The following is a 19,909-nucleotide window of genomic DNA, read 5'->3' on the forward strand; positions in this document are numbered from 1 at the left end:
GAGGCACGGCCTTTGGCCAAGAGGAACCAATTTATTTCTATGCAAGCCCGAAATAAGGGATGGTGAGCAGTTGCGCATATTGACACCCGCGGGACCAAGGGAATACAGGTCGGTGTGGATGGATGGACAGAAGGTAAGGATGATCGATCAGCGCCTGCTTCCAGAGACATTCCAAATAGTAGATTTTGAAGAGGTTGAGGAGGTTGCGCACGCCATCAAGGATATGACGGTTAGGGGCGCTCCCGCCATCGGCGTGGCAGCAGCGTACGGCATGGCTCTGGCAGCGATAAATGGGAGGGATCTAAGCGAAGCGGCTTGGCTTCTTAAAAGGCAAAGGCCCACCGCCTTCGACCTGTTCTTCGCCGTGGACCATATGCTGGCGCGGATCGGTAGAGGAGATGACCCTATACGAACGGCTAATGAGTATTGCGATTCTATCGTTAACAGGTGTCGTATGATCGGCGAGAACGGTTCAAGGTTGATAGACACAGGCGATCGCCTTATGACCCACTGCAACGCTGGCGCCTTGGCCACTGTGGATTATGGCACGGCTTTATCCCCTATAAGAATGGCATGGCGCGCGGGGAAGGAGGTTTTTGTGTACGTGTCCGAGACCCGACCTCGGCTGCAAGGTATGAAGCTCACTGCCTTTGAGCTGGTAAATGAAGGCATACCTCATCGTATCATAGTGGACTCTGCTTCAGGCCACTTTATGCGCTTAGGCGTGGATATGGTTATCGTGGGAGCGGATCGCATCGCCGCCAATGGGGACTTCGCCAATAAAATAGGCACTTTTGAGAAGGCGGTGTTGGCCAAGGAGTTGGGCATACCCTTCTACGTGGCTGCACCTATTTCCACTTTCGACCTCTCCCTGAGAGATGGTGAAGGGATAGTGATAGAAGAACGAGGCGAAGAGGAAGTCAATGAATTAGAGGGGAAGCGACTGGCCCCAAAGGGGAGCAGGGCCTTGAATCCCTCTTTTGACATTACCCCGTGCAAATATGTTACTGGCTACATCACCGAGATGGGAGTGCTCCGGCCCCAAGATGTCCAAAAGGTGAGGGGGGACATGGAATGAGAAGAGCCGAGGGGGAGGTGCGAAGCGAGATGGTGAGATTCGGAAGGCTCCTTTACGAGAAAAGATTGGTAACTGGCCTATCAGGGAACATATCTGCAAGGGTAGATGAAAACACCTTATTGATCAGCCCGTCAGGAAGATGTAAGGGAGATCTTAGCACAGATGAACTGGTGCGAATGAGCATTAAAGAAGGAAAAGTCATGTCTGGGGGTGAGCCATCCATGGAAACGCCCTTCCATCTCGCATTCTACCGGGAGAGAGAGGATATCGGGGGAGTGGTGCACGCCCACCCCCTATTCTGCACTCTGTTGGCTTGCTCAGGCACAACAGTCAGGACTGATCTCACGCCAGAAGGGCTCATCTATCTGGGAGAAGTGGCATTTATTCCCTACTCCATGCCTGGAACTGAGGGCCTGATGGAGAACATAAGGTCAGCTATGAAAGGAAGACATTCTTTCTTATTGGAGAATCATGGAGCGGTGACAGTGGGAAAAGATTTAGCTGAGGCCTATTACCGCATGGAGACCCTTGAATTCCTAGCCCAGCTTCAGGTGCTGTCTCAAATTTCGGGAGGAACAAAAGCCTTGAGCCCTTCCCAGGTCCAGGAGCTCCTCGTCTTAATGAAAAAGGACGGACAGGTGTATCGATGATTCTAGTAACCAAATGGTTCGGAGTTTTTCTTTGTGATAAGGGCAAGGTCAAAAGGCATGTTTTGTTCGAAAAGGACGCCAAGGCGATCGCTAGCAGACTCGCAACGGTGCAGCGCGGGGGGATTTTAGAAGAAGAAGAGCGTTTAGCCGAAGGTGTTAAGCGCCTTCATGTCGCGGATGCCAGGCTCTCAAAGCTAGGCAGGCCAGAAGTCTACGATGCTTCCCATATAAAGGCCGAGGATTATGGATACGACATGAATTTGATGCAGGCGGTAATGGTAGAATTGGGAAAGATGAGGACACGCGAGCCTCTCCCTTCCGACAAATCTTTGATGCAGGCCATAAGAGCTATCGACGATCTCACCGAAGCAATTAATGTCATGTCCGAGCGCCTGCATGAGTGGTATGGACTTCATTTTCCCGAGCTTGCGGATTATGCCAAGGATGAGAGATATGCAGAGCTTATCGGTAAATACGGTGCACGCGAGCGCATACTCGACTCGCTTGAATTTAAACTGGAATCAGTGGGAGCGGAGATGCTACAAGAGGATATCTCCGCCATTCAAGAGTTGGCACTGATCATTAGCGAATTGTACCAAGCTAAGGCGAGATTGGATGAATATGTCCGGAAGGGCATGGAGCGCCACGCACCTAATCTTAGCAAGCTCATGTCCCCCAATCTAGGTGCTAGACTAATATCGCTGGCGGGGGGATTGGAGCGCCTAGCCAAGCTACCTTCATCGACGATGCAGCTTTTAGGGGCGGAAAAGGCCATGTTCATGCATCTACGCTCAGGTAAGTCACCACCCAAGCATGGTATCATCTTCCAGCATCCCTTGGTGCATAAAGCTCCCTACTGGCAAAGGGGTAAGATGGCACGCTCTCTTGCCTCCAAGGCCACCATCGCGGCGAGAGTGGATTTCTACAAGGGGGAGTTCATAGGCGATAGATTGGTAGAAGAGCTTGAGTGTAGAGTGGAAGAAATCAAAAGGAAATATCCCAACCCACCCAAAAAGACCCCCAAAAAAGAAGGCAAGAGGGAGACGAGCGGGAGGCGACATGGTAGCGGCAAATACAAAAGAGGGATGTAAGGCTGAGAAAAATAACACTTGTGCATTGGTTGCTAGTAATTTGTGATGCCTCTGCCAGTTTATTTTGTTGGTGGAGATAAACTATATAAATATATGCACACTTCCCTGAGCGGATTAACATGTGGTCACAAGCTGAAGTGAGGGAGCTCAAGGAGGGCAGATTCATAGTAATCGATGATGAGCCATGCAAGATCCTTTCCATCACCACCTCAAAACCTGGGAAGCATGGTGAGGCCAAGGCGCGAATAGATGCCGTAGGGCTATTCGATGAGAAGAAGCGGAGCATCGTGCACCCAGTGACCCATAAGGTTCAGGTCCCGATGATAGACAAGCGGAAGGCACAAATACTGGCAATCATGGGGGATGAAGTGCAGCTCATGGATCTGGAGAATTTCGAGAATTTTTCCTTACCCTTGACCGACGAGTTCAAGGGGAAGCTCCAGCCTGGAGAGGAAGTCCTTTATATGATCGCCATGGGAAGGCGCAAGATAATTCAGGTATGATGGAGAGTGCTCCTGAAAACATCTGATCTTATCTTGGGAACAGAGTGACTGAATGGAATTAGCCCCCTTCCTCGGCGCCTTTGCACTCATCGTATTGGCGGAGCTGGGGGACAAGACCATGATAACAGTGATAGCTCTTTCTTCCAAGCATTCACAGAAGCTGGTATTTTCCGCATCCTTGTTGGCTTTATCTCTGGTCTCGGTGGTCGGCGTATTGATTGGTAAGGTATTATACGGCCTCGCTCCTGCTGCATGGATATCCATAGTGGCCGGTATTCTGTTTTTAGTCTTCGGCTTGGCGACGTTGCTGCGGGCCGAAAAGGAAGAGGCGGAGAATGGGCGCATTGATGCCTTAGGCGCGTTCGGTGGTATATTCGCGTTGATGGCGATCATGGAAATGGGAGACAAGACACAGCTCTCCATCATAGCGCTCTCTGCTCAGTATGGGGCCGTGATCGAGGTGCTGATTGGTGCGGTAGCGGCATTCGCCTTGGTCACCTTTGTTGGTGTGTTTTTGGGGAGAGAGATTGGCAAGAGGGTTGCAGAGAAATATGTGAGGTACGGAAGCGCGTTGGTGTTCGTGGCTTTTGGTCTGCTGTTCCTAATCCAGGGCGCATTAGGTCTGGATCTGCTTTAGGTTTCATCAAGGAGCTCTTTTACCACCATCTCGCATTTATCAGCTAGTCGCTTGGCTGTTTCTTTGTCCCTTCCTTCTGTGTATACACGGAAGATTGGTTCAGTGCCTGATGGCCTGATAAGCGTCCAGCCCCCTTCAAAATAGACTTTCACTCCATCTGTGCAATCCATGCGATTGGAGGCAAAGGATTGGCAAACGCCGCGCAGCACCTCCTCCTTCTTGCTATCAGGACAGGGCAATTTCCTTTTCTCCAAGTAATAACAGGGTACCTTTGCTAATAAGGAAGAGAGTGGTCCTTTCGAAGTTATTATCTCTAGCATTTTAGCCAAGCTCATGGCCGCATCGCGGCAAAACTGATGCCTAGGGAAGATAAGCCCCCCGTTCTCCTCTCCGCCGAAAACAGCTCCCACCTCCATCATCTTCCGCGCCACTATGGGCGCCCCTACTTTTGTATAAATGACCTCCCCCCCAGCATTCCTGACTGCATCTTCCACGCACTGGGAGGTGGAGACAGGCGTTACCACTTTGCCACCGCCATTCTCCTCTACCATTATAGAGGCTATTAGTGCAAGGCTCCTATCGCCATAAACGTATTCACCCTTCTCATCGACGAAGATCGCCCTATCAGCATCCCCATCGTGCGCCACGCCCAAATCCGCACCTGATTCTTTTACCAAATTCATCAAATCCCGCAGATTCTCTGGCGTAGGCTCGGAAGGATGTCCAGGAAAAGTACCTTCGGGATTGCAGTTCAACGTTACGGTTCTCGCACCCAGCCTGCGCAATAAAAACGGTGATACGAGAGAACCTGCCCCGTTAGCGCAGTCCAACACTACCTTCGGCTTTAACTTGGCAATATGCTCCCCTTCAACCTGTTGCAGGATGGAATTTATGTAATCGACCTCAGCCCTTGAAGTAGCCCGAATCCCTCCGAGAGCTCTCCAATCCTTCGTGTCGAAGGCCTTTCTAAAATAGATACTCTCTATCTCCTCCTCCTTTTCCCTAGGCATCTCCGTACCATCTGAATCAATGGCCTTGATGCCATTGAATTCCGGAGGGTTGTGCGATGCCGTGATCATCACACCTCCAGAGACTTCACGCCTCTTGACGAAAAATTGTAGGACAGGTGTGGGTTGAACTCCGAGATCGAGGACTTCGCAGCCAACGGATGTCAGCCCGGCAGAAACTGCGGCCTTCAGCATATCAGCGCTGGTGCGGCAGTCAGTGGCCAAGGCGACCTTTCCTTTCATAAAGGTGCCAATGGCCCTACCCACATCTAAGGCCAACTGTGCGCTCATACCTTCGTTTACTACTCCTCTCACCCCATTGGTGCCAAATAATCTTCCCATCGGCTCACTCCTTGAATTTATCATTTCACCAGTGCATAGTATTTATGAACTAAGCTGAATTGCCTTTATATTGGGCAAACCCGAACATGGTGATGCCCCTAATCTAATAAATGACCTTGGTGTCATGTTTTAGATCTTTTTTAAGTTCAACTTATCTAGGCTAATTCCCGATCAAAAATATCGGCTCCTAAATCCTGATATTTGATCTAGCTGTTCTACACTCCAGTTTCTCCCTAACATGATCATGAAGTTTTGCGGTAGAATTGTGCCACGATGAATGGCAAAAGAGGATAGCTTTCCTCATAAGGTTGGTTCTTATCTATTTGCTAGAATCGCGCCTTCCACCTTCTCATTCTCATTTACCTTATAACCAGGTCCGATGATGGAGTCGCGAATTATGCATCCGGCCCCGATAGCGGCTCCTTTCATGACCAAAGAGTAGGATACCTCAGCCCCCTCTCCCACCATAACTCCCGCATCTATGCAGGCAAAAGGTCCTATCTTCGCCCCTTTGACATTAGATGAGAGCACCCAAGAAGGTGCTAGGTAGCATCCCTTAGAATCGGAGGAAGCAGGTCTTTCTAGCTCTAAAAGCTTGGCCTGTGCGGCGAGGAAATTCTCCCGAGTGCCGCAATCGGTCCAATAGCCAGTGAAATGATGGCCGAAAAGGCCATAATCCAGCACCATTGGGAATACCTCCCGCTCTATGGACACGGGTCCCTTCCCGATGTAGTCAAGGATTTCTGGCTCCAATACATAATAGCCTGCGTTGATGAGATTGGATTTAGCTTCCTCTCTCCTCGGTTTCTCCTGGAAATCGAGTATGCGATGGTTCTGATCCATCTGGATCACGCCATAGGCGCTGGGATCTTCCACTCTCCACAATGCGATGGTACCAATCCCCCCGCATTCGCGGTGCTTCTTTACCATGGAGCGCAGGTCCAGGGAGGATATGCAATCACCGTTAAGCGCGATGAAGGTCTCATCAAGATATGATGCCACATTTTTTATGGCTCCTCCTGTGCCCAGCGGTGAAGGCTCATTAACTATTATCAGCTTCCTTCCGCAGGAGTGCACGCGGAAATAGTCCTCCAGAGCTTCTCTCATATAGCTGACCGCCAAGATCACCGTGTCCACGCTATTGGGCAAGGACTCGATTATCCGGACTATCAGAGGCTTGCCCACCAAAGGGATCAGCGGTTTGGGCACGGTATATGTTAACGGTCTCAGGCGGGTACCTAGTCCGCCAGCTAGTATTACGGCCTTCATTACCTATCTTCTCTTCTTAGAAGAATAGAAGAACATGGAGGACACCTCATAATGGTGAGATGCTCACGACATTGTTCCCGCGGAGTATTACCAAACCCAGTCGCCTGGTCTGCTCTGCGGTGCGCTCTTCTGTCTCCTCCAGCACCATGTTCATGTATTCGTCATATCCAGTGAGCTTGCCTTCAAGAACACGGTTGTCCTTCAGCAGTAGCGTGATTTTCTTATTCATAGACTTCTCGAGCAGCGCCAGGGGCATGACCATGCGTTATCACTCTAACTGAGAATATTGGCTCCAGGCTTAAAACCTTTCCCGCTGTGGTAATGACCCTAAAGCGAGGGCTTTTAAATGTCATCAGCCGATGCTTGAAGAAGAGGGGGCGAATTTGTATCACGTCGTGCTCTATGTGAAACCATCCTCCAGCTGGGCTCTGGATATCTCCTCGAGGTATAATGTCCCGGTAGTCATTCTGGACTGCATACCACACGAGGAGGGGGGCGTTGAGGGATTGATTGAGATCGATGTCGAGGGGGAGATTAAAGAAGATGTGATAAGGAGCATAAAGAAGCATCCTGATGTGATCTGCATCCGGATGGCAGGCAATTCCGAAGGGCCTATATTGGCATCGGTGGTGGCCAAAAGATGGCTGGCGGGGCGAGCAATAAGCAAGTCGGGATGTTTTCTAAGGGGGGGCAGGACCAGGGATGGAGGTTACGTGGAATGGTATCTCTTGGCCAAGGATGAAGCGTCGCTCCAAGCACTGGTTCGAGATCTAGATGCCGAAGGTTGCGAAGTCGATATAAGGAGCAAGATACTGGTGAAGGAACCGTTCGTTCTTACGAAGCGACAGGAGAAAGTAGTTTCCACGGCGCTAGAATTAGGATATTATGACTTCCCTCGACGCATCTCGGCGAAGGAATTGGCTAGAAGGCTTAACGTTTCACCCTCTACGCTTTCTGAAATATTGCAGCGCTCAGAAAGGAAATTGGTTGAGTTCTATCTCATGAATCGTTTGTAAAGAATTCGGGGTCATCTAGATGGGCAAAGGTTTCATATATAGCATGGAATTGGGATGGTGGGACTGATCCAAGGCCCCCCCATAACGCCCCACCGCTCAGTTCCTTCGATTTTTCTTTAAGACGCGATGAACTCGAAGGGAAGCCGTCGATTGATTTATATGATGAGGTAAAGTGACGCTTTCATCCTTTAGTATAAAGCCTCAGAAATAATACCAAATGCTAGAATAGTTTTCAGGATTCTCCCCCCTCTTGGCCAAGCGCTCCAAGAACTCGGCTATAGGCACGTCTCTATAAATAAAAGTAGGAGCAGGGGAGATATTCTTTTCCCAAGGATGAAACTCATATATCCTCTCCCCTTCAGGAGATATCGTGAGCAGATCATGATGCTGCCAAGCGCGCAGATGATTCTTTCCTAAAGCTGGGATATTAAACACCGGTTCATCCGTACGCACTAACCCAGGTACGAGTCTGGATTCTTCTTTTACCTCTTGCAGGATGCGTGCAATTGGAACGCGGAAATGCCTGGTTTCCTCTTTCCCTTTAGTATTGAACATATAATAAGGGTCAACACCAATCTGCTTCAATGCCAATCTCAATGCCACAGTCTCAAATCTGCGGCAGTTCTCTATGGTGAAGACCTGCTGATTATAAACCATTAAACCACGCTTTCGTAGACTCTGGATGGCGAGCATCGAATCCGGCGTGACCTCATAAGGATGCTCGAAGTGAGTCACGAGGCACACCTCCCTCTTCCCGGGTTCATGAAACCCCGAAATTATTTCTGCTAGCGTCTCCGTGAAGCGCATGGGAAGGACCACCGGCAATCTCGTTCCCAGCCTTATCCTTCTAATATGCCTCATCGCCGCCAATCTGGACAAAACACGTGATATTAGTTCATCTGACATGACCAAAGGATCGCCGCCGGTCACCAGCACCTCTTGGACGTATTCGTGGGACTCGAACCAGCGAAATGCTGCCTCCATGGTCTCGTCCGATGCTAAAGCATTAGGATCAAGAGGGCCTTTTATCTCCCAATTGCGCTGACAATAGGAGCAGATCTGCGCGCATGAATTGTAAGGTTTGAAGATGGCGATGAGTGGATACCTCCTCCCCACCAATTCCACTGGCGTTGTCTTATTCTCCTGCATGAAGTCCAGTTTGTCCCTGCTCATTCGCCGTGCAGGGATTATCTCCTCCAGGTAGTCCATGGTTGGGATGACTTGGGCCCTAATGGCGTGGTCTTGGCCTCCGTGGAATGAATGATCCATCAAGGAAAGGTAATAGGGTGTGATTCCAAAGGGCACCTCATTCTCATTCGCCACTCTGATGGCCTCCTTCTCCTCCGGGCTGAGCTGGATTATCTTCTCAATATCTTCCCCCTGCCTGAAAATGTTCTTGAGATGCCATGAATAATCCTTCCAATCCTCGGCGCTAGAGCCCAAAGCATCGAGTATTCTTTTCTTGTGCTCCTCACGCTTCTTAATCACTGCAGAATCAAGCCCTGAGGCATATGACATCGCATGTGCTAGGCATCTGTAAGCGAGCTCGTCGAGATGCTCGAAGCGACTCGGACCGTGTATCAACCTGGTATCGGGCTTCGAGGGCTCAATGAGAAAGTAGATGTTCGACCTTCCCCTCGTCCCCTGCAGTATATGAAGCAGATCTAAAAAGAAGCATTGATGTTGTCTAGACACAGAGCCACGGCGCTTCAATTCCCATATTGTGGCGAGCGGGCTTACTCCTGTTAGACGTTCGTTTCGTTCCGAGAGAAGATTGCGAAGAACCCTGAGACAATTGAGGGCATTGCTCCTTTCAAGCGGTTCCATAACGCAATCACATGAATGATAGAAGGCCTCTCTTCGACGAGCTAAAGCGATCAAGCGCTCCCTGCAATCCTGCAGGTCTTGAGATGAGCTGAGCTCGAGGAAGAACTCTGGATCTATTCTTTCGAGAAGATTGAATGGCAAATCGTTATTACTTCTGACTAATGGTGGTCGGCCTCCATCCCTGAGATAGGTAAGGTCGATTCCTTCTTTTCCATCAGGATTTGGGAATTCGTTCTCTCCATACATCGCTTCGCTTCCCTATCTTCCTACTTCTCCCCATCACTTCTTATTAATCCCGAATTCTTTAGCTTCCCGTGAAGAACGACGCTGAGAGTATTCAATGAAGAAGGTCCCTAGCGAAGCGAAGGCGGTCGTGATGAGGATTATCATCGTAGTAGAACCCAGAATGTAGTCCGATACCTCTCTGCTCATCACAGGGGCAGATGCAAGGACAGAGGCCATCACCGCGGCCGCTAACCCTCGGGGCATCATAAAGAACAGGGCAAGCCTATCCCAGCGATTCCGCTTGCCCCTGGGATCGCTAATAAAGGTCACAAGCCAGCGCATCAGCATCAGGCTTGAGAATATTGTGACGGCGAGCAGAATGTCTATCCATCCCAGATCCATTACGGAGACCACTATGCCGAGATAGACGAAGAAGAAGGTGCGGACGAAGAATGTGATCTGAGTGTGGAATCCTTTTATCTCTTCATCACAGGAGAATCTTCCCTTTTTGAGCGCCAGCTTCCTCTCGAGATACTCATGGTTCCCTATTACCAACCCGAAAACAAGAGCGGCTATGGACCCCCCGCCATCCCCGATCGGTAAAAGCTCGGTCAAGGAGAAAACCAATAGAAGAGCAGCGAGCGTTATCATGTAAGAGAATGGCTGTCTGGCCAAGAGACTGAGTAGGCGAAGCCAAGCGAGGCCAGCCACAAAGCCTATGGCCGAGGATACGAGGAATGACGATAGAAGAGACGATAACGTGCTTGCTATGTCTCCATTCCCTGTCCCTAAAACGACCAAAAGGGCCGATGCGACAGCAACCACCAAAACATCAGTCAATGCCGCTTCTAGAGTGACCATTATCCTGGTTTCTTTTGCCACTTTCAGATGACTTATGAGAGGGATGACAATGGCGCCAGATGTCCCTCCTACGATTGCTCCCAGAAGCATTCCTTCCAGCAGGCTCCATCCCATGGATGTAGAAGCGACGACCGCTGTTACGAAGACAGAACAGATGAAGGCTGAAAGAGTGAATATGGAGGCTTTGGGGAAGGCGAACACTGTATCCCGAAAATGAAGATCCAGGCCAGCATCAAACATTATTATGGCAAGTGCCATCGCCGCAACAAAGGGTGTTATCGTTCCCAAATTGGTTGTGGCCGTTTCATCCACCACCCCTAGCATACCAGGTCCAAAAAGATAGCCGAGACCGATTAGAATCAGCACATCCGGAGCCTTAAATCTACGGAAGAGGTAATTAGAGGTGAAACCAATAAAAATGGCTGTAGATAGCGCTAAGAAGATGATGTAAATCTCCACGGATACCAGTAGGTTATGCCGCAAGGTTTAGAAATAACTTGCCCGATGAACTAGGTGCTTGACATGAACATTTTGGGCTTTCATTTTTAACGTGGCAATAATTACCATATCGAGGGAACCATGTTTCTCGACTACATAATCTTCGGCGACTTTACATTAGGGGACCTATTGGTCTTCGTTCTGGTAATCGCTATAACCATATTGGTAGCTCATCTAGCATATGCGCTCATCCGCGCTACGCTACAACGGAACATATCCAAATCTTCGGCAAAGAGCGTGGCTCGGTTGGTGGAGTATGTCATTATTGCCATAGGCATTTACCTGGCATTCTTGGAAGTCCTGCAGCTGAACTTCACAGGTCTCCTTGTGTCTTTGGGCGTGGTCGGAATTGCTCTAGCTTTCGCATCCCAGCAAATCACTCAAAATGCCTTCGCGGGCATCATATTCTCCTTCACTAGACCGATGCAGCTCGAGGATTGGGTGGAGGTGGGAGGCATGCCAGCGACGGGATTATCGAGAGTGAAAGATATCACCTTGATACACACCGTTTTTCGAGATCTCGATGGCAGGATTCTCTATGTCCCAAACGCCTTCATCTTGAACAACAAGCTGCTCAATTACACCAAGGCGGGCTTCGTGGCAGTGAACATACCTCTACGATTGACCTCGGCTGAGAATTACGCCAGAGTAAAGGAGATAGTCCTGGAGGAAGCGGACGCTCATCCCAAGATCCTCCCTAAGGTCGTAGGCGAGGAGCGCAGGGCTATGACCAAGGTGCTGGAGATGGCCAGTTTCCGTTCGCTCTATGGGGGGAACAGAATTGATGAATCCATGTTCAATCCTCAAGTGAACATCTTAGACTTGCAAGGCACGAGAATAATCATGAACGTGAAGATCTGGATAAGGGAGCCTCAGAACAGGGAGAAAATCGTCTCTGAATTCCTGGAGAGGCTGCAAATAAGGCTGAAAGGAGATAATATAGAATTGGCAAATTCCTGAGAGTGTTTAGTCCACAGAAATGTCCGATTGCATAATGGCCTATGCTCGTTACTCAAGCCGCATAAGAGTATTTACCCCAATCACATTGAGGGTTCGATGATAGGCAGGAAATCCCTGTTGATAGTTCTCAGCAGGGCCACCTCAGCTATATTAGGCTTCCTCGGCCTTTTCTTAATAACTCGATATTTCAGCGAGTCGGCCTATGGACAGATAGCATATACAATGTCTGTAGTAGGCATTTTCTTTGCCTTCGCCGACTTAGGGTTTTCCACAGCTCATATAAAGAGAATAAATGATGGCAGAGATCCCGGTGAGTGCCTCACCAGCTTCCTCGTCATCAAGCTCGCATTGGCGGTCGCGGCTGGCGCTTTGGCGTTATTGGCCATATGGATTTACAGCATGATCCTCGGAAGACCGTTGAGCGATATCTCAATTGAACTCATGCTGATCTTCGTCCTCTATTTCCTCTTCTTCCACATCTCCAATGTTGCCACGGCCACTTTCGATGCCTTTCAGCAGACGGCCAAAACACAGATAACATTGATAATGGAGATGGCCGTGAGGGTGCCTCTAATCGTAATTTTGGCAATCCCAACGAGGGATACTCTAGTGCTTGCCATGTGCTACATGATGGGCGGGATGACAGTTCTGCTGGTAAGCGTGTTCCTTCTTTGGCGCCAAGGCATCGCCTTGAAAAAACCCAATCTGGTCCGCTCTTACGCGGAATTCGCCGCTCCGCTGGCCGTGGCAGTGGTGATTGGAGTCGTCTACGGGAACATCGACCGTGTCTCTATCGGCTTTTTCTGGAGCTCGACGGAAGTGGCGATTTATTCGGCGGCGCAGGCAATCATGAACATGCTCTTCGTCTTTGGCAGCGCCCTCAGCACTCTCCTTTTCCCAACTTTCTCTAGGATGCATAGCGACGGTGACAGTAGTGGTACTCGAGAGATTATAGAGAGAGGGGAGAGATACCTTCTGTATGTATTAACTCCAATCGTCTGCGTTTTTCTTGTATTTCCCTCCGTAATCGCTGTCGTGCTGCTAAGCGAAAAATATGCAGGTTCGGCTGCGGTTATGCAGATACTTTCTCTTAATGTCGTGGCATTGGCCATGGTAGGGGTCTACTCCACTCATGTGATTGCATCGAATCGCGCCAAGGAATTCGTTTGGATCTCTTTCATCCAGCTCGCTCTCCTAGCTACAGGTTTAATCATCTTCGTCCCTACCTCCTTCTTGGGCTTCCCCATGCTCGGCCTGAGAGCCAAAGGAGCGGCGCTGGCGCTTCTCGTAACCACTTTTATCGGTGTGATTATCTACCGAATTATGATATGGAGAAATTTGCGCCTGGGATTCAATCGTCGCATCTTGTGGAATATTCCAGCGGCCGTGGTGGCTATCTCCCTCCTTTATCTATTTGGCATAGTCTATCAACCTGCCCGGTGGTACGATGTCATTGCCTTGTGGGCCATATCTTCCGCAGGCTTCTATACTACTCTATACCTGATAGGGGATCTAAAGAAGGAGGATGTAAGATATTTCCTCGAAGTACTGAACCCCATTGAAATGGCCAGATATCTCAAATCGGAAATCAAAGGCAAAGACGATTAGCGTGTCGCAGCTTGCGATTCCATCCATCTTTTTATGTCCTCTTTCTTGGAGGAGGGGATTCCAAAATATTCGGGGAATTTTTTGCTTGTGGTGAGAAGGAGAGTCTGTCCGGTCTTCTTGGCGCTTATCAGGCCTGCTGAGCGCAGTACCCGCACGTGCTCATAGACTTCTGCGCCGAGTGTATCCGCAAGCTCGCTCTGCTTTAGCGGTTGATTATAGGCTATGTAGGCTGCGGTCTTTAAGACCTCCTTGGGAATCTCCACCTCTGCGAATTGCTTCCCCAGGGAAGAATAGTCCTTACGCAGCTGCATCGAATAGCGGATGCCTATCTTCACTACCTCGATGGCGGAGTCTCTTTCGCAGTATTCACGCATTAGCTTCGATAGCGCTCTACGTATGACATTTTCGGATAGCTGTGTTGCCGCCTGAATCTCTGCCATGCGCAGAGGCTTGGAAGAGGCAAAGAGTACTGCTTCTACAGCTTTCACTGGATCCAAGTCCAATTCACATCACCGCATTGGGATGCTGTGCCTTCTCTGTCTCTTTCGCGTCCTCAAGCGTGCCTATGTCCCATGGCAGTTTGATCTCCAGGAAAATTTGGCCGTATGGCAGATCGTCCTGCCATATTGCGATCTTCCCATTCCTGGCTAAGAAGAGAAGCGAGACGAATACCGTTATCCTGTCCTCCTTTCCTCCGATAAAAAGATCCTCCAGAGCGACGGGGCCAGCACCACATTTCAAAATGCGCTTCCATACCTCTTCCACATCCCTTTCTAAATCCTCCGCATGGCTCTTAGGATCGAATTTCTGCTCAGCTGCCCTCATCGCCTCGCGCATGCGGGCCCTCTGCTCTCGCCACTCTGCTTCCTGTCGAGCGGCTTCGAAGGCATCGAGCAACTCCACTAGGCTCACAGGCCTCTGCTGCTGATGCCTGACTGCTTCGCAGAGATCGATGCTCTCTGGGACATCCTCCAGAATACGGTCCGAACCATCGCAAGAGAAACATTCTTCTAAAGTATCGAAATCCCATTCCGAGCAGAAGATGTCAGATTTTTCCTCATTGGCAGCCAGCACCTCTTCGCTCTGCATTTTCAATATGCTCCATGCCATGAACACGAGCTTTCCCGCCACGATAAAATTGATTTCCGAGTCGCGCATGCGTTGGAGATAAAGGTCAGTGAAAGAGACGAGATCCACGTCCCAAGGGTCGAAATTGTTGTTTAGAACGAGCTCGAAGACGAGCTTGAGGGAATGATCCAAAGGATCTTTAGCTAATACGTCCTGACCTGACTGATACTCTCTAGCTATGGCCAAATAGCGATCCAGTTTAGCCTCGTCCTTCTCAGAGATCAAGGACTTATGGAACATGAGGTGCTCAAGGACTCCTTCTAAGCCCCGGCTCATGCGCTTCCCTCCGCCTTCTCCTCGGGGATGCCCAGCTCTTCCTGGATGTCCTTGATGTCGCCGATATTGGGCCTCATTATCACGTTAGTTATGCCCGATTCACCTTTGGTCACTCCGATTATGTGATCTGCCTTGCTCAAGGTCACTTTGCGCAGAGAAATGACAACAAACTGTGCCGTGCGGGAGGACTTCTGCACGCGCTGAGCCACCATATCCGCGTTGACAGCATCGAGGAACATATCGACCTCATCCAAGAGATAGAAAGGCGACGGCTGATGCTGTTGCAGGGCGAAGATGAATGCCAGAGCGGCCAGGGATTTCTCCCCTCCGCTCAAGGCCTCGAGGCGCAGGACTTTGCCATTGCGAGGACGGACCTTCATTATCAGCCCTCCCTCGAATGGCTGCTCTGGGTTCTCTAGGATGAGCTCTGCCTCGCCCCCGCCGGAGAGCTCGGCGTAAGTGGTCTTGAAATTTTCGTTTATGGCCTCGAATACCTTCAAGAGGGCCTCTTTCTTCCTCTCATTGAGTTCTCTCATGAGCTTGAGGAGGTCCTTGCGCTGGGCCTCGAGACGTTCGCTTTCGGTTTTCAGCTCCTCATGGCGAGTACGCTTAGTTTCGTAGTCCTCTATGGCCCTCATGTTGACGGCGCCCATGCTGTTCAACATGCGCTCGCAAGAGGTCACGGTTTCTTTCAATTGCTCCAAAGTTGGAAGCGGCATTTGGGGCTTGAGATCATAAGTGGCTATCTCAGCCTCTATCTCCTTCAAACGGTCTTCGGCCACTTTCTGCTTAGTAACCATCCCCAGGCTGATGTCGGCTGAAGTTTCTATCTTATTCTGTAATCGATCCCGCTCGCTTTCCATTTGAGTCTTGAGACGGAAAAGCTCATCCCGTTGATCTCGAAGATTTTTCATTTCTTTCCCAAAGGATTCCTCCAGCTTTCGCAGGCCATTGAGCTCTACCGTCAATTTTATCCTTTTTTCTTCGGCTTGACGTAGCTCTGACCGGAGGAGTGATAATTTTTCCTCGATCTGCGTTTCCTCCTCATTTAAAGACTTGATTTGCTCCCTGAGCAACCTCAATTCCGCAGCCTTGGTCTCCTTAGCGGCCTTGGCTTCAGCTGCTTTTGCTGTCAGTTCCGCGACCTCTCCCTGGAGCTCGTTGATTCTCTTAGATAATTCCTTAGGAGCGAGCTCGATTATGCGCTTATTCGCTTTATCTTTATCATGCTTGCACTTTTCGAGCTCGGATGTCAATGCGTTTAGCATTGAATCATTTTCGGTCCTGGCCTTGATCGCCTGAGCAAGCTCGCATCGGCATCTACTCAATTCCTCTTCAAGCTGCTTAAGACGGGTGGCCACTTCCTTTCGGCGCTGCTCCATGGCAGAGATCTTGACCTCATTCACCGAGCCTGAAGTGTTCATCTCGCGAAGGGCAGATTCCACGGCTAAAAGGTCCGCTCGAACCTTACGCAGCTCCTCCTGGACACGTTCGGCATGCTCCGTGGTTTTTCGTAACTCTTCACCTAGCTCCTCTAGTTTACCCTTGGCAGATCCGAACTTCAGCTGAGTAGATTCGACGGCTCCTCCCACCATAGCTCCTGAGGCTTCTATTAAATCTCCTCCCAAGGTTACCAGCCTGACTCCTCCCATCAGCCGACGGGCCTTATCGAGCGTATCTACCACCACTGTATCACCGAAGACATACCAGAATGCAGCGCGATATTTCTCCTCGAAGCGGACCAAGTCGATGGCGAAGCCCTCTGACTCCTTTTCCGCCATTATCGCCTTCCCGCGAGGCTTACCGTCGAGCATCTTATTCAGGGGAAGGAAGGTCGCTCTCCCTAGCCCGTTCTTCTTAAGATATTGAATCGCTGTCGCCGCTACCTCATCGTCGTCCACCACGATCGATTGCATCCTGCTGCCTGCGGCCACATTCAGGGCAATCTCATATTTCGGATCCACTTCCGCCAATTCTGCTATGGTCCCATGGATGCCTTTTATCTCTCGGCGATCCCTGGCCTCCAACAGGGAGCGGACAGCACGATTGTAGCCTTTAGCTACGGATTCAGCTGCCTCCGCCTCCACCTTGAGCTGAGTGTATTCACGTGTGAGCCGTCTTATGGCCTGCTCTAAATCTTCAGCCTGCCGACTGAGTTTAACTTCCAAATTCTTCTTTTGGAACAGTTCCTCTTGCAGCGCTTTCAATCCATCGGTCGCATCCTTATCTGCCGATTTTAGAGCTTTTATGTTGAAGTCTGCGTCGGAGATCTCGAACTCAAGGTTCTTTTTCCCCTCCTCGAGATTTAAAATTTCAGAGTTTAGGCGCTCAACTTTGTCCTGCAACCGATCCTTTTCTATCAATAAGGCGCTCCGTTTTTCCTCCAAAACTTTGATTTTCTCGTCCAAAGAGGCGATTTGTCTGTTGAGCTCACCTAGCTCGCCATCATTATGAGATATTTTTTCATGAGACTCCTTCAATTCAATTCTCTTCTTGTCTAGTGTGGTAAGAATATTGAGATATTCGGATTCCATTTTTTGGAGTTGAGAACTGATATCGTTCGCCTGCTTCTCAATTGAAACTTTGTCTTTTCTGAGCGAATCCAATGACTCTTGAGAGTCTTTCAAATCAGATTGTCCTCTCAAGATTTTCTCCTCTACTCTTGCCATCTCTATCTTAGTAGAGTCCATCTTTTCCTTCAGATCCTTGAGCTCGGCTCCCCCGCGACGCTCTATCTCATTTTCTATTTGAGATGTCTTAGCCTCGAATTCAGCGATTTTAGTGGAATATTCAACCTTTTTTGCCTTGAGCGCTTCTATCTCCCTTTCATAATCGGCTAGTTGCCTCTTAATCGAGTCGATCTCAATAAGAGCAGATTCCTTGCGCTTATGGGCCATTTGCACTTTGGCCATATTGAGCTTGTTTCTGGTTTCGACGTATTTTAGCGCTGCAGCCCTCTCGGCTTCGAGTTGCTTTATCTGCTTTGATAACTCCTCTAAAATAATCCCGATGCGCTCGATATTCTCCTCTGCGACTTTTCGCTCAGATTCTGCCCTGTTAATCTCCTCATCATATTTGGTGATGCCTGATATATCGTCAAGTATACGCCTTCTGTCTATAGGAGACATGGTAACGATTCGTGTAACATCTCCTTGTTGTACTAAATTATAACCGTCTGCGGATATTCTTGCATTTTGAAGAAGAAAATCGAATTCACTAAGGGATGATTTTCTATCATTGACATAGAAATAAGAGTTATAGCCATCATTACTCTCGGAGAGCTTCACATACCGTGTCAATCTAACTATGTCTGAATCAACGGGCATGGCACGATCATGATTATCGAATACCAATGATACGCGGCAATAGTCAGCGGGTTGCTTGCTTGGTCCACCATTGAAAATTAGGTCTGTCAGCTTTGATGCACGGAGAGCTTTGGAACTCTTAGGACCGAGAACAAAAAGTATAGCGTCGGAAATGTTGCTTTTGCCCGAGCCATTAGGACCGGTGACAGCGCTGAATCCTTCTAGAAAAGGTATTATCATCTTCTTTCCAAAGGACTTGAAATTCTCCAGCTCAAGCTGTTTTAGATACATGCGCAGCCTCCCTGTAGGAGGGGGCAAGCTTATAAGCTCTTAAATCTAAGAGCTTGTTTCGGCATCCCATCCTATAAGTCCGACATCTGTCGGACGAGATGAGTATTGGTGTAAAAGTATATAATAATTATCCATTATCAAAATAATTAAATAAATAATTATACAATAAATTAATTATAATATTAGTTTTATATAATAATAAAAAATATATAAAGTAGACTCAATTAATAAATATTGTTTATTAATACATTATTTATATTTTTATTATTTTGAATAATATAAAAATAATTATTTATAATATATAATATTTATTAATAAAAGTAAATTAGTAAATTATTTTTAATTGCTCACTTATAAAACTGCGAAAAAATGAAATCATTAATCATATTCACGGGCTCGTATCCTTATGGTCAGATGCTGGAAAATACGTTTATTGAACCTGAACTGAAAGAGTTAAAAAAGCAATTTTCTAGAATTGTTTTAATACCCTCTTCAATCGGAGGACCTTATTTTGAACCTCCAATAGATTGCGAGGTAGAATTATCCTTAGCACGCATATTAAATAATAATAAATATATAAAGTATCTAAAATATTTTTTAATTGCAATAATAAATAAATATTTTTATAAAGAGTTAATTAATAATATTTCCATCATTGATATTAATATTTTATATAAAATGGTAGATTATGTAGCTTCTGCTTCGATTGTTGAGAAATGGCTTCCGGATTTAATTCGAAAAAGGGATTTGAATTTAAAAAAAACAATATTTTACACATATTGGTTTAGCAAACAAACATTAGGTCTTATTTTATTTAAAATTAGAAATAATTATGTTACTGTTGTCACAAGGGCACATGGTGGAGATCTATTTTGTGATCGACATTTTAAAAATTATATTCCTTTTCGAAAATTATCTATTGATATTATAGATAATATTTTTACGATTTCTGAAGCCGGAAAAAAACATTTAATTTCGAATTATAAAATAAGTAATCCTGAAAAAATAAAAGTAGCTCGTTTAGGGGTTCCTCGATCTAATAAACTTGCAAAAAAATCTACAGACGGTGTAATTCGAATAGTTTCCTGCAGCTATTTACATCCCATTAAAAGATTAAATCTGTTAATAGATGGCATTCATCGACTCAGTAGGTTGCAACCAAATGTAAAAATAGAGTGGACACATTTTGGTGGCGGTCATTTTTATAATGAAATATATAATTATGCATTAGAAAAATTAAACAATAATGTAATTTTTGATATAAAGGGATCTGTGCCTAATGATTTAATAATAAATCATTACGAGACTTATCCTGTAGATTTATTTATCAATACCAG

At 47.8% G+C, this 19,909-nt stretch carries 17 protein-coding genes; 9 read left to right on the forward strand and 8 right to left on the reverse strand.

The genetic code is table 11. The annotated features are described in order from the left end of the window. Window positions 1–70 precede the first annotated feature (70 nt). The 5 genes from mtnA to QW520_03800 all read left to right on the forward strand — a co-directional run bounded on the left by mtnA (window position 71) and on the right by QW520_03800 (window position 3,959). Window positions 71–1,078 (forward strand): S-methyl-5-thioribose-1-phosphate isomerase, encoded by a 1,008-nt coding sequence (mtnA, locus tag QW520_03780; protein MEM0448924.1) that lies wholly within the window; start codon window positions 71–73, stop codon window positions 1,076–1,078. Beyond that, window positions 1,075–1,728 carry a class II aldolase/adducin family protein gene (locus tag QW520_03785; GenBank protein ID MEM0448925.1) on the forward strand — a complete coding sequence of 218 codons (654 nt, stop codon included), beginning with the start codon at window positions 1,075–1,077 and terminating at the stop codon, window positions 1,726–1,728. The genes mtnA and QW520_03785 overlap by 4 nt, the downstream gene beginning before the upstream one ends. After that, window positions 1,725–2,819, forward strand: coding sequence for a ribosomal biogenesis protein (locus QW520_03790; protein MEM0448926.1), 1,095 nt, complete (start codon window positions 1,725–1,727; stop codon window positions 2,817–2,819). The genes QW520_03785 and QW520_03790 overlap by 4 nt, the downstream gene beginning before the upstream one ends. Before the next feature lie 119 nt (window positions 2,820–2,938). Then, window positions 2,939–3,322 (forward strand): translation initiation factor IF-5A, encoded by a 384-nt coding sequence (locus QW520_03795; protein MEM0448927.1) that lies wholly within the window; start codon window positions 2,939–2,941, stop codon window positions 3,320–3,322. A 52-nt stretch (window positions 3,323–3,374) separates the two neighbouring features. Then, complete coding sequence (locus QW520_03800; protein ID MEM0448928.1) at window positions 3,375–3,959, forward strand: TMEM165/GDT1 family protein; 585 nt, start codon at window positions 3,375–3,377, stop codon at window positions 3,957–3,959. Here the strand turns inward: QW520_03800 and glmM are convergent. The 3 genes from glmM to QW520_03815 all read right to left on the reverse strand — a co-directional run bounded on the left by glmM (window position 3,956) and on the right by QW520_03815 (window position 6,839). After that, window positions 3,956–5,308 (reverse strand): phosphoglucosamine mutase, encoded by a 1,353-nt coding sequence (gene glmM / locus QW520_03805; GenBank protein MEM0448929.1) that lies wholly within the window; start codon window positions 5,306–5,308, stop codon window positions 3,956–3,958. The genes QW520_03800 and glmM overlap by 4 nt on opposite strands. A gap of 315 nt (window positions 5,309–5,623) precedes the next feature. Continuing rightward, the gene (locus tag QW520_03810; GenBank protein MEM0448930.1) at window positions 5,624–6,577 is read right to left on the reverse strand and encodes an NDP-sugar synthase; all 954 of its coding nucleotides are present in this window, start codon (window positions 6,575–6,577) and stop codon (window positions 5,624–5,626) included. A 46-nt stretch (window positions 6,578–6,623) separates the two neighbouring features. Further along, on the reverse strand, window positions 6,624–6,839 hold the full coding sequence (locus QW520_03815) for an LSM domain-containing protein (protein ID MEM0448931.1): 216 nt from the start codon (window positions 6,837–6,839) through the stop codon (window positions 6,624–6,626). 97 nt (window positions 6,840–6,936) lie between these two features. On the opposite strand from QW520_03815, the gene QW520_03820 reads away from it, so the two are divergent. Next, complete coding sequence (locus QW520_03820; GenBank protein MEM0448932.1) at window positions 6,937–7,593, forward strand: helix-turn-helix domain-containing protein; 657 nt, start codon at window positions 6,937–6,939, stop codon at window positions 7,591–7,593. Window positions 7,594–7,794: 201 nt separating this feature from the next. Here QW520_03820 and QW520_03825 read toward each other — a convergent pair whose 3' ends face one another. Together QW520_03825 and QW520_03830 are read right to left on the reverse strand one after the other, a co-directional pair. Continuing rightward, complete coding sequence (locus tag QW520_03825; GenBank protein MEM0448933.1) at window positions 7,795–9,666, reverse strand: KamA family radical SAM protein; 1,872 nt, start codon at window positions 9,664–9,666, stop codon at window positions 7,795–7,797. 33 nt (window positions 9,667–9,699) lie between these two features. Next, window positions 9,700–10,989, reverse strand: a complete 1,290-nt coding sequence (locus tag QW520_03830; protein MEM0448934.1) for a cation:proton antiporter — start codon at window positions 10,987–10,989, stop codon at window positions 9,700–9,702. Between the two features lie 96 nt (window positions 10,990–11,085). On the opposite strand from QW520_03830, the gene QW520_03835 reads away from it, so the two are divergent. Further along, window positions 11,086–11,964 carry a mechanosensitive ion channel gene (locus tag QW520_03835; protein ID MEM0448935.1) on the forward strand — a complete coding sequence of 293 codons (879 nt, stop codon included), beginning with the start codon at window positions 11,086–11,088 and terminating at the stop codon, window positions 11,962–11,964. Between the two features lie 96 nt (window positions 11,965–12,060). Next, a complete protein-coding gene (locus QW520_03840; GenBank protein MEM0448936.1) occupies window positions 12,061–13,572 on the forward strand; it encodes an oligosaccharide flippase family protein in 1,512 nt (503 codons plus the stop codon). Here QW520_03840 and scpB read toward each other — a convergent pair. Genes scpB through smc form a run of 3 tightly spaced genes read right to left on the reverse strand, consistent with a single transcriptional unit; the run spans window position 13,569 to window position 18,572 of the window. Continuing rightward, complete coding sequence (gene scpB / locus QW520_03845; protein MEM0448937.1) at window positions 13,569–14,075, reverse strand: SMC-Scp complex subunit ScpB; 507 nt, start codon at window positions 14,073–14,075, stop codon at window positions 13,569–13,571. The two genes, QW520_03840 and scpB, sit on opposite strands and share 4 nt — an antisense overlap. Before the next feature lies 1 nt (window position 14,076). Beyond that, window positions 14,077–14,976, reverse strand: a complete 900-nt coding sequence (locus QW520_03850; protein ID MEM0448938.1) for a segregation/condensation protein A — start codon at window positions 14,974–14,976, stop codon at window positions 14,077–14,079. Further along, window positions 14,973–18,572, reverse strand: coding sequence for a chromosome segregation protein SMC (gene smc / locus QW520_03855; GenBank protein ID MEM0448939.1), 3,600 nt, complete (start codon window positions 18,570–18,572; stop codon window positions 14,973–14,975). The genes QW520_03850 and smc overlap by 4 nt, the downstream gene beginning before the upstream one ends. A 414-nt stretch (window positions 18,573–18,986) precedes the next feature. On the opposite strand from smc, the gene QW520_03860 reads away from it, so the two are divergent. Beyond that, window positions 18,987–19,909 (forward strand): hypothetical protein (locus QW520_03860; GenBank protein ID MEM0448940.1); only part of this gene is annotated, 923 nt, incomplete at its 3' end.

This window comes from Methanomassiliicoccales archaeon (genome assembly GCA_038740345.1).
Classification (GTDB): Archaea; Thermoplasmatota; Thermoplasmata; order Methanomassiliicoccales; family UBA472; genus JAJRAN01.